Source organism: Rubripirellula amarantea, assembly GCF_007859865.1.
GTDB classification, from domain to species: Bacteria; Planctomycetota; Planctomycetia; order Pirellulales; family Pirellulaceae; genus Rubripirellula; species Rubripirellula amarantea.
The window spans coordinates 797,057-809,634 of the sequence record NZ_SJPI01000002.1; the positions used below are offsets into that span (position 1 = coordinate 797,057).

A 12,578-nucleotide genomic window follows, 5' to 3' on the forward strand; every position below is an offset into this window, starting at 1 on the left:
GCTTGACGTCTCAGGCTACGGTTTAATCCGCAGAACATCTTGCTCGCGAGAAACCTTTGCTCGCGAAAAAAAACAGTTTACAAGAAAACTTTAGTTTGCGAGAAGATCCGGGGCCGCAAGCAAACTTCAATTCGCATGCGACCACTAAATCGCAGCCGACTTTGTAACGCAGACGAAATCACTTGTTCGTCTGCGTTGGCGAACAACGCCGCGGTTCAGTCGAACCGCGAGGCATCTTCTAGCCTTCGAAGCGGAAGACCGAAACCGCAAGCGGTGACATCGTGACTTCGATGCTATCAGGCCGCATGTGGTGTCCAACACCGATCGTGTCCAATCCGGGTGCATTGAGAACGTTGGTTCCACCGTAGGCTTCATTGTCACTATTGAAGATTTCTTTCCAGTGACCTGAATTCGGAACTCCGACTCGATAGCCCGTGCGCACGACGGGTGTGAAGTTGCAACACACCAACAATGGAGGCTCGCCCTCGAAACCTTTGCGAAGGTAAACGATGATGCTGTCAGCGGCGTTCTGATTATCAACCCACTCGAATCCATCGTGGGAAAAGTCAAGTTGATAGAGTGCTGGGTTTTCGATCACAACGCGATTGAGGTCGGCTACCAACTGCTGGATGCCGCGATGGGTGTCGAAATCAAGCAGCATCCAATCGACGCCGTCGTCGTGATTCCACTCATTCCACATTCCCAGTTCGCCACCTTGGAACAGCAACTTTTTGCCGGGGTGAGTCCACATGTAGGAGTAAAGCAATCGCAGGTTGGCAAACTTTTGCCACATGTCTCCAGGCATCTGGGACAACAGCGAACCCTTGCCATGCACCACTTCATCGTGCGAAAGCGGCAGCATGAAGTTTTCGGTGAATGCATAAATCAGGCTGAACGTAAGTTCGTTTTGATGATGTGAGCGATGAATAGGCTCGTTCTTCATGTAACGAAGCGAATCGTTCATCCAACCCATGTTCCACTTGTACGTGAAGCCAAGTCCGCCGTCATAAACAGGACGCGACACGCCAGGGAACGCTGTCGATTCTTCGGCCGCTGTTACGACACCGGGGAACTTCTCGTGAACAGCAACGTTGAACTCCCGAAGGAACTCCATCGCTTCTAGATTTTCACGACCGCCGTATTGATTCGGGACCCACTCGCCGTCTTCTCGGCTGTAGTCCAAATACAGCATCGACGCCACGGCATCGACTCTCAAACCATCAATGTGGTACTTATCGAGCCAGAACAGAGCATTCGCGACAAGGAAGTTGCGCACTTCATTGCGGCCGTAGTTGAAGATCAGCGTGCCCCAATCCGGGTGTTCACCCTGGCGGACGTCCGCATGTTCGTACAGTGCCGATCCATCGAACCGAGCCAACCCGTGTTGATCTTTCGGGAAGTGAGCGGGAACCCAATCGACGATCACACCAATCCCGTGTTGGTGCATATGGTCGACAAAGTACATGAAGTCTTCAGGCGAACCATGGCGACTTGTTGGCGCAAAGTAACCGACGGCTTGATAACCCCACGATCCCGTGAAGGGATGCTCATTGATGGGCATCAGTTCGATGTGCGTGAACCGCATACGTTTGCAGTATTCCACCAAACGTTTGGCCAAGTCGCGGTAGTCGAGCCAGCCATGAGTCCGGCCGGGCCCGGTTTGCCAGCTACCTAAGTGAACCTCGTACACGTTCATCGGTTCGTGCATCGGGTTCCACTGTTCCCGCTTTGTCATCCAATCCGAATCATTCCAAGTGTGCTTGGTGAGATCGGTGATGATCGACGCAGTTAATGGTGGCAATTCAGCGGCAAATCCCATCGGGTCTGTTTTGTCGACCCATTGCCCATGTTCGTTGAGCAGTCGGAACTTGTACTTATCGCCCACCTTGGCCGTGGGAATGAAAATCTCCCAGATGCCGGAGTCGCTGCCGCGGGCTGCGTGGGCACGGCCATCCCAGCCGTTGAAGTCTCCCACCACTTGCACGGTTCGCGCATTGGGTGCCCAAACAGCAAAGTTGACACCCTTCTTGCCATCGACCGTGCGAATTTGCGCACCGAGTCGTTCGTAAAGCTTGTGGTGTTTGCCTTCACCGATCAGGTAGCGATCGAAGTCCGTCAGAATGGAAGGTGTGGCGTAGGGATCTTGCATGTTGGAAGTTTCGCCGTGCTGGTTGATCATCTCGATGCGATAACGCGAGCTAGTTTGATGAGCGTTCATTGTAACGCTTTTCGAGTCACCGGTTGAATCCGGACTCAAGTACGTATCAACAGGACCGTCACAAATTGCCTCAAAGAAGCCTTGCGGGTGAATTCGCCGCATCGGACGCTTGGTGCCGCTGACGGTGTCAACGATCCATGCGGCCTGTGCCTCGGGTAGCAAAGTTCGTACCGCGGTAGCTGACTCGCCTCGATACGAAATCGGGTGAGGACCGAGCAGGCTAGCGGGATCTTCGTGGGTTCCGTCGAGGAGTCGACCAATCGCTGAAAGCGAAACCTGGGTATGCATGGATCGTCCGTGAAAGCAAACGTTGAGGGAGGTAAGCGAGGTGGGAGCAGACGTTGGCGATTAGGCCGTTTCCATCAAGTCAGCCGCAGTGAAACGCTGCCCCCTAGATACGTGTCGGCTCGACGCAGCGCCGCCCAATAACCAACGACGAAGGTTGTCAGACGGTGCGGCTTGTTCGCGTCTTGACGATCGTCCGCTTGGTGCGGGAACACCCTTGCCGTGGGCGCCATCGATCCGCCATTGAACCGAATCGTTGGAAGATTCAGCCACGTTAGCGCTAGGCATCACTCGCAATCCGCGCGCAGCATCTGCTTTTCCATTGCTGACCAAACGCGATGACACTAGACATGCTTCCACGCGATGGATGGCCAACGCGTGATCCACTCGTCGCCACAAGTCCGCGTGCTGAACATCGATGCGACGACCGAAGTGTTCCCATACAAAATTGTTTTGCCGCCACCTTGGTAATGAATCGGATAGAGATCGAATCAGATATCGATTGTGGCTCAACAACGTTACCGCCGACGAGCCGTCGATCGCTTCGAGTCCTCGAACTGCAGCAAGCAAGGACAGACGGTTCAGATCGCCGAACTCTTCATCCGAAGCTTCAAGCACCGATTGACCGTCAACGGACTCGAGCGAGAACGACCACGTTCCCGAATCCAAGGTCAACGATTGTGCCGTGCAGACTAGCAGGAACTCCGAACTCGTTGGTTCGCTCAGGTGCGATTGGGTAGGTGTCCGACTATCAGCAGCCGATCGGCCTTTTGCTTTGACGCTCCGATCGGCAGCAACGCCGGGAGCGAGTGGACGAGTAACGTCCTCGAGTGAGTATTTCACGGTGGGATAATGCGGGTTGGATGGTTCGTCGTTTTGGCGGACAACCGGCCGTGGTGTCGCAATGCAAAACGTGAGGGAGGTGAGGCGATCCATCGAGACGGCGAATGTGGAAACACAGACACCGCACAGAGAACGTCTTCGTCAAACTCTACCCGGTCCCCAAAGCTTGACTGACGAAAAGAGTTGAAAGCTCTTAACATGCGTCGACGCGACTGCGCCAATTCGCATTACCCTCCGAATCGAATTCGTTGGCAAAGCGAAACGGGAATGCCATCGATTGAGTGGATGCCCCGTTCAGTTCGGCTAGTTTGTTTCGGCCCGTTCAGTTCGGCTAGTTCGGTTTAGCTGGTTGCGGTGTGGCTTGGCTCTTCTCGACAGGACGCGATGCTTGCGGGGCCAGGCCGGCAGCGGACATGACGGTTTGGTTGCAGACGCAGTTTCTTTGGCGAACCCAGTTTCTTTGGTGAACCCAGGTTCTACGGTGACCCCAGTCGGATGGCGCGGGATTGAAGTCGGATTGCACAGCGTTGATTAGGTGTTTCTACGCGTGCAGCAACTCAGAGAACCTTTCGCCCATGGTTGTCGGGCGACTCGAGATACTGGAAACTGAACATTCACGTGAACTCCCCCTAATCGAGGCCAACGATGGACGAACTAATTGCACAACTGACTAGCAAACTCGGCATAGACGAATCCGTTGCCAATTTGGCTACTGGAAAAGCAATGGCGATGGTCAAACAGCACGCTGGCGATGACCTGTTTGCCAAAATATCCTCGGCGATTCCCGGTGCGGCTGACATTGCCAGTTCGGCTGCTTCGGATGCGGCGGAGCCTGTCGAAGGTGGCGGGATGCTCGGCAAACTTGCTGGAATGGCTTCGAGTGCACTGGGCGGATCGGCTGGCGGTGGCCTAGAACTCGGGGCGGCATTGACATCAGCAGGCGTTGAGCCTGATAAGATGGGCGGATTCGTGACGATGCTGATTCAGTTTTTGAAGGACAAGGTCGGCGACGAAGTCACGGAACAAATTCTTGCTAAGTTCCCGATGTTGAAAACCCTCCTGGGTTAGGCATCAGGGCGGCGAAATGGTTGCGGCAGAAACCATCGCTGATCTTTCCCTCTGCCGGTGACCTGAAACCTGATAGCTAAAACTTCATCCCATGAAATTCGGAATTTGCAACGAGACGTTTGGTGATTGGCCTCTGGAAAAAGCACTCGCGTTTGCGCGCGAAGCAGGATACACGGGCTGGGAAATCGCGCCGTTCATGTTGACGGAAAACCTGATGACCTACTCGACCACCAAGCGACGCGAGTACCGCAAAGCAGTGGAAGGAGCTGGTTTCGAAATCATCGGCTTGCATTGGTTGCTTGCCAAGACAAAGGGCTTGCACCTGACGACGCAAGACCGCGTCGCACGCGAAGACACTTCGGAATACTTGCGAGAGCTGATTCGCTTATGCAGTGACCTCGGTGGGGAAGTGATGGTTTTGGGTTCGCCGTTGCAGCGGAACTACCCTAAGTCTCAATCGCTGGAATCCGCGATGCGAAATGCGGCTAGTGTCATTCGGGATGTGACGCCGGATTTGGAAGAGTACTGCGTCCGCATCGCTGTGGAGCCGTTGGGGCGCCAAGAAGGTAATTTCCTGAACACCGCTGCATCGGCTCGGAAATTGATTTCGATGATCGACAGCGAACATGTTCGTTTGCACCTGGACGTCAAGGCAATGAGCGACGAGGAAACTCCTATCGTCGACATCATCCGCGACAACGCCGATGCGATGATCCACTTCCACGCCAACGATGCGAATCGCCAAGGCCCGGGAATGGGTGAGATTGACTTCAAGCCAATCTTTCAAACCCTGAAAGAAGTGGGATACGACGGTTGGGTCAGTGTCGAAGTGTTTGATTACGAACCAGGTGTGGAACGATTGGTGACCGAGAGCATGGCGAACATGCGGGCGGCCATGGACTAGCGTGCACTCAATCACGTCGCATCGAAACGGATTTCCCATTTGCTAACGGATTCGAGTCCGTTGAACGTCGCTACTGTGCCATGATCAGCTCACGACTACGCCCGGCTCTCGCACATCTTGGCGATGCGCTCGCGTATTTCTTGGTGCGAGTGATCGTGGCCGTCATTCAAGTTCTGCCTTTGGACATGGGCAATTCGTTGTGCCGCGGATTGGCTTGGCTGCTGACCGGTCCGTTGCCCGTGCGTGCCAAGGCCACCGATCACAATCTCAACTTGATCTTTCCTAACGCGACCGCTCAACAACGTTTGCAACTCAAGAAAGCCATGTGGCACCATCTGTTGTTGATGGTCTGCGAAATCGCTTGGGCTCAGCGAAGACTGCATCTAACAAACTGGCATCGTCATGTCACGTTCCGTGAGAACGAAACGATGCTGGGCTACATGCTCGGTCCGCGTCCGACCGTTTTGGTGACCGGACATTTCGGGAATTTCGAAATTGGCGGCTATGTTTCGGGTTTGATGGGGGTGTCCACGTTGACGATCGCGAGGCGACTGGACAACGCATACCTGCACCGTTGGGTGGAGCGGTTTCGTAGCGCCAAAGGTCAACACATGGTCGACAAGGAAGGTTGTGCGCAAATGGTCGACGCGCACCTGCGAGCCGGGGGAATCCTGTCGTTGTTAGCGGATCAGCATGCTGGCGATAAAGGTTGCTGGGTCGACTTTATGGGTGCACCGGCGTCCTGTCACAAGGCACTGTCTCTCTTTTCACTTTCATCGGACGCACCCATGCTGGTCGTTTCGACTCAGCGAATAGGTGGGAAGCCAATGCAGTTCGAGGTGAACTGTTACGGAATCGCTGACCCGCTCAGCGGCGGCGAAGAGTGTAGCGGAGTGCCCGCGATGACGAAGTGGTACAACGAGCGCTTAGCCGCTGCGGTCGCGGAGGCACCTGAACAGTACTGGTGGCTGCATCGGAGATGGCGAAAGCCACCCGCTCGGGTTGCCAAACGGTTGGCAAAAGCGGCAGCGAGTGCCTAATCGCCGGCATTGCGCGAGGTTAGAAAACGATTGGGCGGCGAGTTGTCAAAGTGCTATGGCACCTAGATGCGGCGAGTAAACGTGGCAACTAGATATAGAACATCGTTTCTTGGCCGTGGCGAGATCGCTCGACCAAATCGGATAGCCGCGTTGCTGCTAACACGCTTCGAGACGCTTCCGCGGCTTCCGCCCAGATTTCCTGAAGCAACTCGCCCGCAGGTGTCGGGGCAGCGTCCGTTCGACAACCTGATTCCTGGCAGCCGACCATTTCCGCGATCTCGAGAACGCTGATCGTTTCCGGATCTACGCCCAAGCGGTAACCGCCTTGGCTGCCACGAGTGCTTTCGACCCATCCAGCGCTACGAAGGGTACGCAATATTTGCACCAAGAATGGTCCCGGAATATCGTGACGATCCGTGATCTCGCGGATGGTCACGACCGAACCTTCGTTTTGACGAATGGCGAGTTCCACCATTGCAAGGCAAGCGTAATGAGCGCGTGCAGAAATTGTCATCGCGTCGCCCCTTAATCGGAAGAATGAAGTCCACACTCGGTTTTTTGAAATCCGCTCCATCGCCCCGCTCGCTCGTCTTCACCCAACTGGGTTGAGCGTGTGCACGGCCAGCAGCCAACACTCGGGTAACCCTTGTCGTGCAATGGGTTGTAAGGAATGTCTTGGTCGAGAATCAAATTCCAAACGTCTTTCTTAGTCCAGTTTGCCAACGGAGAAATCTTCACGAGTTGGAACTTGCGGTCCCAGCCAACGATGGGGGCCTTCGCACGATCCGGGCTCTGGTCACGACGAATCGCGCTCGCCCAAGCGTGCTTACCCTTCGCGGCCTCATGAAGAACTCTTAGTTTGCGGTCGAAGCAGCATTGGTTCGGGTTGGTCTTGTAAACCGGCCCGCCATTAGCAGCTTCGTATTCCTCAACGGTGGTGTCGGGCAGCTTGTACTCGACTTCGATTCCGTACTTTTCTTTCACCCGATCGCGAAGGTCATAGGTCTCTTGGAACTGGTATCCCGTATCGAGATTGAAGATGGGTGTTTCAGGAGCGATCGTTGACAACATGTGAATGATTGTCATCCCTTCGGGGCCAAACGCCGTTGCCATCGTAAAATTCGGCGCAAAACGATCGACTGCGTACTGAAGAATCTCTTGTGGAGAAGCCGATTCAAGTTTCAGGCTATCGGCTTCAAGCTCAGCTAAAAATTCATCGGTTGGCGCAAGCGGAGGATCGGCAGCGAGTGCTCCACGCGGCTCGTTGCTATCAATCGAAAACACCTGCAAAGGTGGTGTTTGGGCAGCAGGTTTGGGGTCCGGCAAAGGCTGGTTCATGGCTGAAATCGGCTCACCGGGCTTGGTGGTTGGTCTGTTGGCGGATGGGGCGGACATGTCGCCTTCCTGCAAAGTGGGGTTGATTTCCGGATATCTTAGTAACTTGATCTAGATAGTCAAGTATGGTTATCGTCCGCCACCTGGCCTTGCTGCAGGAAAATTGTCTTGCGCGAGTTTCCCAAGCCCGTGAGCGTGAAGGCTTTTCGATCGAGTGGCACTCGCCTTCGAGGTAGATAGGTGCGGCACTTGCCTTCGAGGTCGATCGAGTGCGGCACCGGTTTTCGAGGTAGAATGGTTGACTGAGCGACTTTTCTTTCGTCCAGGTTCCGCATGGACCGACTCATCTCTGCAGATCGCCATGAAACGCTACCTCGCCGCCGTGCTGACGCTTTCCTTGGCCGCCACCCCTGCGATAGCGGACTCTTTGGAATTGTTGGGAGGTGGCCATTTGACGGGCAAGGTCGTTCGCAAAGGTAAGTCGGTCTTCGTCGCGGTGGATGATGAAATCCAGATCGCGGTTGAGGATGCCCGCGTGCTCAGATCGGTCAATTCCGATGAGCTGAAGGAATACAAGTCGCTCGCGGCATCCGTTGGCGACGATCCCGAAGCTCACTACAAGCTGGCGATCTGGTGCGCGACTCCGGGTAACGTTCCTGGCTTCAAGCAGTTTTACACGCGTTTCCACATGCAGCGTGCCATCGAACTCGATCCCAACCATGAAGCAGCTCGCGGCTATTTGAAGTACAAGAAAGATGGCAATAAATGGGTACGCACGGTGGACCTGATGCGTGACCGAGGCATGGTTCGGCAAAAAGGCCGTTGGGAAATGCCTGAAGCGGTCGCGTTGAACGAAGTTTCCGAAACCACCGAAGTGTCCGTGAAGACTTGGATTCGTGACCTGTCGCGACTATTGAAAGTGATCCAAAAAGGCGACAGCACGTCCAACCGCAAGTACGCCGAAGCAGTCGCGGAAATGCGAGCGATTGATGACCCACTGGCGGCGCCTGCGATCTCTAGGGAACTGATGGATCGGCGGCCGCTACCCCGACAAGCGGTGAATCCTTCTGTTCGCGCTCTACGACGCGAACTGTTGACGTTGCTAATCAAATTGGATAGCCCCGTGTCAGTTCAAACGATGGTTGAGATGGGCATGCAAGAAACGGACCCGGACCTTCGCGAACGTGCTCTCGATGCCCTTACCGAGCGTGGTACCAGTTCGGCGATCGCAACTTACATGGCAACGCTGACGGATCCGCGAAGCAGCAACGAATTGATCAATCGCGCAGCGCGGGCGTTGCAGTGGTTTCCGCGAGAGGAGTTGGCGATGGACTACATCAATGCACTTGTCACAACGCACACGGAAGTTCCGCCTGCTGGTCCCGAGTTGCAACTTGGATTCGGAAACGATGGTGGCGGAGGAATGACGACAGGGCGCAAGAAGGTAGTGATCAAGACCACCAAAACGAACCCAGCCGTGCTTGCCCTAGTGAAGAAAGTCATCGATGAGGTCGACTACGGATACGACGAAAAGAAGTGGCAAGCTTACATCGCTGCTAAGAAGAATGCGTACAGTGGCGATTTACGCCGCGACCCGTGAGCTGCAAAGTCTAGCAAGCGAGAGCACCCGATTCGCTAGACGCTGTCTTTTCGTTTCGCATACCGATCGATCAACTTCTGCGATTGCGAACTGACTACTACGAAAACGTTGCGACGCCAGATTCGTATGCCGCAGGTTTACCGTCGATCGGTGAGGGGCGTTTGGCTTGGCGTCGAGGTCGATGGCTGATCCGAATCTCGTCGATGTCGGCGATGTGATCACAAAACGCGTCGATCAAGTTGGGATCCCAGTAGTCACCAGCTCCTTCACGCAGGATCGCGACAGCTTTTTCGGTCGACATGCCATCTCGGTAAGGACGATCGCTTGTCATCGCGTCAAACGCGTCGCACACGGCCAGAATCCGTCCATCAAGTGGTATGTTTTCACCGACCAGGCCATCTGGATACCCTTTGCCGTTGTACTTTTCGTGATGATAGAGCACACCCGGCAAGACATCCCGAAGGGCTTCGAGCTCGTGAAGGATTCGCCAACCCGCGTCGGTATGTGTTTCGATGATCGCGCGTTCGTCGTCGTCGAGTTTCCCTGGTTTTTGCAGCACTCCATCAGGGATCGCGATCTTGCCAACATCATGAAGCAAGCCGGTAAGATAAATCCGTTCGCATCCGGCGGTGGTCTCGCCAATCGACCGTGCAAGACAACGAGCGAACTGGGCTACTCGTTCGCTGTGTCCGCAAGTGTAGGGATCGCGTGCTTCGACGGCATTGACTAACGCTCGAACCACGTCGGTAAATAGTTCTTCCTTTTGACGCAAAAGGCGACCGTTGTGCAATTGAGCCGCGAGTTGGTTAGTGGCGGTTTCTAGAAGCGACGCTTGAACAGTAGTGAAGCCAAGCTGAGCCCACGCGACGGTTTCCACGCACTCGGCGACGCGGTTGCAAGCGACCAGCCAACCATGCAGCCGACCTTCGCTGCGGCACTGGACCACGACATACTCATTGAGTTCGTCAACGTGAAATTCGTGATTGAATTCGTTGTGCTTGTTCCGAACCACTGGCTGTAAGGCTGCTTCTTCGCGATGCTGAGCAACGACTTTGGCGAGCGATTCATCGCTGGTCAATCTTTCACCTGACCACCACACCGGACGCAAAGTTTCGCCATCTTCGCCCAGGAACACCGCAGCAATGGAAACAGCACCAAGACCATTGCAAAGCGGAACAAGCGTTCTGGCACAGAGTTCGTTGATATCGGTCCCGTTGGAAGGCAATTCCATGGCCGAAGCGAGCGTGCGAATCAAAGACAGTTCTTCAAAGTCGTTGACGACTTGGGCTGCCAATGCATCGGCTTCATCAGCAAGTTGATCGCATTGACTTTGGACCGATTGATATTGAAACCGAAGGCTGTGCAGGTCGACGATGGTTCGCGCGTGTCGGATCGACGAATAGGCGAGGCTGCGGTTGGTGGACCAATAAGCAACCTGTCTATCGCTGATCGCCAATGCGACATTGGCTCGCGTGGAATCAAACGATGTGATTGCCGATCCATCCTCGCTATCGATGGCCGCCACCACGACATCCGGGCAACCGATAGCAGCAGGATCCGCTATCGCGACGCGCACTCCCAATCGGGTTTGCAGTTCGCTTTGCAGCATTTCGTGATCGTCAGTGATGCTTTCCACACTCATCAGCTTCGTTGAACCTAGGATTGTTGAACGTCTATGCCTTGATGGCATCTTCTAGGGCCGCGTTGACCGCCGCGATCACGTTGGCTGGCGAGAAGGGCTTGCCGATGATTCCATTGATGCTTAGCTCCTCGGCGACGCCGGTCGAAGACAATTCCAATTGTCGACCGGTGACAAGAAAGAACGGAACCAAGGATCCCGAGTTTCGAATGGAACGGCAAAGATCCACGCCGGACATGCGAGGCATCTCTTGGTCGCTCACCACGGCGCTGAATCCACCTTGCTCGAATGCTTCCCAAGCGAACTGACCATCGGGACACACGATAGGGTTGAATCCGGACGACTTAAACTTAAACGAAAGGACACGCGCCAGCCCCGGGTTGTCTTCTGCGATGAGAACGCTCTTGGATTGAGACATGGCTATTGAACGTCATTCGTTCTTAGGAAGGGTGGATGAACAAAAAGGCTTTGCGATGGGACAATACGAATCGAATGGGAAAGGAACTCGGCCGACGCTTGTGGACGTTCGAATTTCCGCTACGAAGCCGTTTCCAGCGGAGATCCTGCGTCGACGACATCTTCGGCCCCGACGACGCCGGGACACATGGCTTCGCAGAAACTTTCGATCAATTCTGGATCATGAACACCGTTTCGTGCTCGTTCGCGAAGGATCTCGATCGCCTCGGCTTGTGACTTGGCGCGTCGAAAAGGGCGGTCGTTGGTAAGAGCACTGTAGACGTCAACGATCCCAACGATTTGAGCCTTGAGCGGAATTTCATTTCCACGCAGACCGTCGGGATAACCGGTGCCGTCGAAGTGTTCCTTGTGGTGGCGAATGATGGGCAACACGGGTCGCAGGGGTTGCAGCGGTCCACAAATATCGCAACCGACGCGTGGGTGTTGATGAAAAAGTGCTCGCTCACGAGGGGTCAGTGGGCCGGTCTTTTCCAAGATCGAATCAGGGATCGCGATTTTGCCAACATTGTGCAAGATCGCCCCGTAACGCAGCATTTTCAATTCGGCGGAGTCCATGCCGAGCGCTTTGCCAAAATCGACCGCAAGATTGGCGACCTGTTCCACGTGACCGCTGCTGTAGCCATCCTTGCTGGCGACAGCACGAGCGAGACTCAGTGCAACGCTTTCGGCACCGATCATCTCGGCGTTGCCTTTATGCATGCGAGTGATCGAGCGAATGCGTACGTTGAGTTCACCACGATTGACCGGCTTCGAAAGGAATTCATCAGCGCCCGCTTCCACTGCGTCGTTGATGTCTTCGTTCGCACCGGAGGTGGTCATGATAATGACCGGGATCGTGCGGTACTGCATGTCGCTCTTCAATCGTCGACATACTTCCAATCCGTTCACGCCGCTGATTCCCGCGTCGATCAAGATGGCGTGAGGTTCAGGACGTTGCATTGCGAGCTTAAGTGCTTCGTGCCCATCGGAAGCCTCGATAAGCTCGTAAAGATCATCGGCTAATCCATGCCGCAGCAGTTTGCGGATGGTTGCGTTGGAATCCGCGATCAGGATTCGCATTTTCTGAGCGGTATCGGCAGCCGCCTGAGTGAACGTTGCGGCAATTCCATTTGCGAGCTGCTCTTGGGTCTTTTCGATACTCATTTCATTCTCGGTATTTCGAGTTGCTT

Annotated in this window: 11 protein-coding genes; 4 read left to right on the forward strand and 7 right to left on the reverse strand. The window is 54.8% G+C overall.

What is annotated here, in order from left to right:
* Positions 1-238: 238 nt before the first annotated feature.
* Both glgB and Pla22_RS16330 read right to left on the reverse strand, forming a co-directional pair.
* The gene (gene glgB / locus Pla22_RS16325) at positions 239-2,506 is read right to left on the reverse strand and encodes a 1,4-alpha-glucan branching protein GlgB (RefSeq protein ID WP_146515889.1); all 2,268 of its coding nucleotides are present in this window, start codon (positions 2,504-2,506) and stop codon (positions 239-241) included.
* A 60-nt stretch (positions 2,507-2,566) separates the two neighbouring features.
* On the reverse strand, positions 2,567-3,346 hold the full coding sequence (locus Pla22_RS16330; RefSeq protein ID WP_207310399.1) for a ribonuclease H family protein: 780 nt from the start codon (positions 3,344-3,346) through the stop codon (positions 2,567-2,569).
* Positions 3,347-3,991: 645 nt separating this feature from the next.
* Here Pla22_RS16330 and Pla22_RS16335 point away from each other — a divergent pair.
* From Pla22_RS16335 to Pla22_RS16345, 3 genes are all read left to right on the forward strand, one after another.
* Positions 3,992-4,414, forward strand: coding sequence for a DUF2780 domain-containing protein (locus Pla22_RS16335; protein WP_146515890.1), 423 nt, complete (start codon positions 3,992-3,994; stop codon positions 4,412-4,414).
* Between the two features lie 91 nt (positions 4,415-4,505).
* The gene (locus Pla22_RS16340) at positions 4,506-5,318 is read left to right on the forward strand and encodes a sugar phosphate isomerase/epimerase family protein (protein WP_146515891.1); all 813 of its coding nucleotides are present in this window, start codon (positions 4,506-4,508) and stop codon (positions 5,316-5,318) included.
* A gap of 80 nt (positions 5,319-5,398) precedes the next feature.
* Entirely contained in the window at positions 5,399-6,358 is a 960-nt protein-coding gene (locus Pla22_RS16345; RefSeq protein WP_146515892.1) for a lysophospholipid acyltransferase family protein, read from the forward strand.
* An 88-nt stretch (positions 6,359-6,446) separates the two neighbouring features.
* Here the strand turns inward: Pla22_RS16345 and Pla22_RS16350 are convergent, their stop codons facing one another.
* Positions 6,447-6,872: an RrF2 family transcriptional regulator gene (locus tag Pla22_RS16350; protein ID WP_146515893.1), complete on the reverse strand. Its 426-nt coding sequence runs from the start codon at positions 6,870-6,872 to the stop codon at positions 6,447-6,449.
* 11 nt (positions 6,873-6,883) lie between these two features.
* Positions 6,884-7,753, reverse strand: coding sequence for a phosphoadenylyl-sulfate reductase (locus Pla22_RS16355; RefSeq protein WP_242632101.1), 870 nt, complete (start codon positions 7,751-7,753; stop codon positions 6,884-6,886).
* 301 nt (positions 7,754-8,054) lie between these two features.
* Here Pla22_RS16355 and Pla22_RS16360 point away from each other — a divergent pair, with 301 nt between their 5' ends.
* Complete coding sequence (locus Pla22_RS16360; protein ID WP_146515894.1) at positions 8,055-9,293, forward strand: HEAT repeat domain-containing protein; 1,239 nt, start codon at positions 8,055-8,057, stop codon at positions 9,291-9,293.
* Positions 9,294-9,390: 97 nt separating this feature from the next.
* Here Pla22_RS16360 and Pla22_RS16365 read toward each other — a convergent pair whose 3' ends face one another.
* From Pla22_RS16365 to Pla22_RS16375, 3 genes are all read right to left on the reverse strand, one after another.
* Positions 9,391-10,929 (reverse strand): HD-GYP domain-containing protein, encoded by a 1,539-nt coding sequence (locus Pla22_RS16365; RefSeq protein WP_165440709.1) that lies wholly within the window; start codon positions 10,927-10,929, stop codon positions 9,391-9,393.
* Positions 10,930-10,966: 37 nt separating this feature from the next.
* Entirely contained in the window at positions 10,967-11,350 is a 384-nt protein-coding gene (locus Pla22_RS16370) for a response regulator (RefSeq protein WP_146515896.1), read from the reverse strand.
* Between the two features lie 119 nt (positions 11,351-11,469).
* Positions 11,470-12,552 (reverse strand): response regulator, encoded by a 1,083-nt coding sequence (locus Pla22_RS16375; protein WP_146515897.1) that lies wholly within the window; start codon positions 12,550-12,552, stop codon positions 11,470-11,472.
* Between the last annotated feature and the right edge of the window lie 26 nt (positions 12,553-12,578).

Coding starts and splice junctions, on each gene's coding strand:
- Pla22_RS16350 (WP_146515893.1), bottom strand. CDS start 6,872: ATGACAATTTCTGCACGCGCTCATTACGCTTGCCTTGCAATGGTGGAA.
- Pla22_RS16340 (WP_146515891.1), top strand. CDS start 4,506: ATGAAATTCGGAATTTGCAACGAGACGTTTGGTGATTGGCCTCTGGAA.
- Pla22_RS16360 (WP_146515894.1), top strand. CDS start 8,055: ATGAAACGCTACCTCGCCGCCGTGCTGACGCTTTCCTTGGCCGCCACC.
- Pla22_RS16335 (WP_146515890.1), top strand. CDS start 3,992: ATGGACGAACTAATTGCACAACTGACTAGCAAACTCGGCATAGACGAA.
- glgB (WP_146515889.1), bottom strand. CDS start 2,506: ATGCATACCCAGGTTTCGCTTTCAGCGATTGGTCGACTCCTCGACGGA.
- Pla22_RS16375 (WP_146515897.1), bottom strand. CDS start 12,552: ATGAGTATCGAAAAGACCCAAGAGCAGCTCGCAAATGGAATTGCCGCA.
- Pla22_RS16355 (WP_242632101.1), bottom strand. CDS start 7,753: ATGTCCGCCCCATCCGCCAACAGACCAACCACCAAGCCCGGTGAGCCG.
- Pla22_RS16370 (WP_146515896.1), bottom strand. CDS start 11,350: ATGTCTCAATCCAAGAGCGTTCTCATCGCAGAAGACAACCCGGGGCTG.
- Pla22_RS16345 (WP_146515892.1), top strand. CDS start 5,399: ATGATCAGCTCACGACTACGCCCGGCTCTCGCACATCTTGGCGATGCG.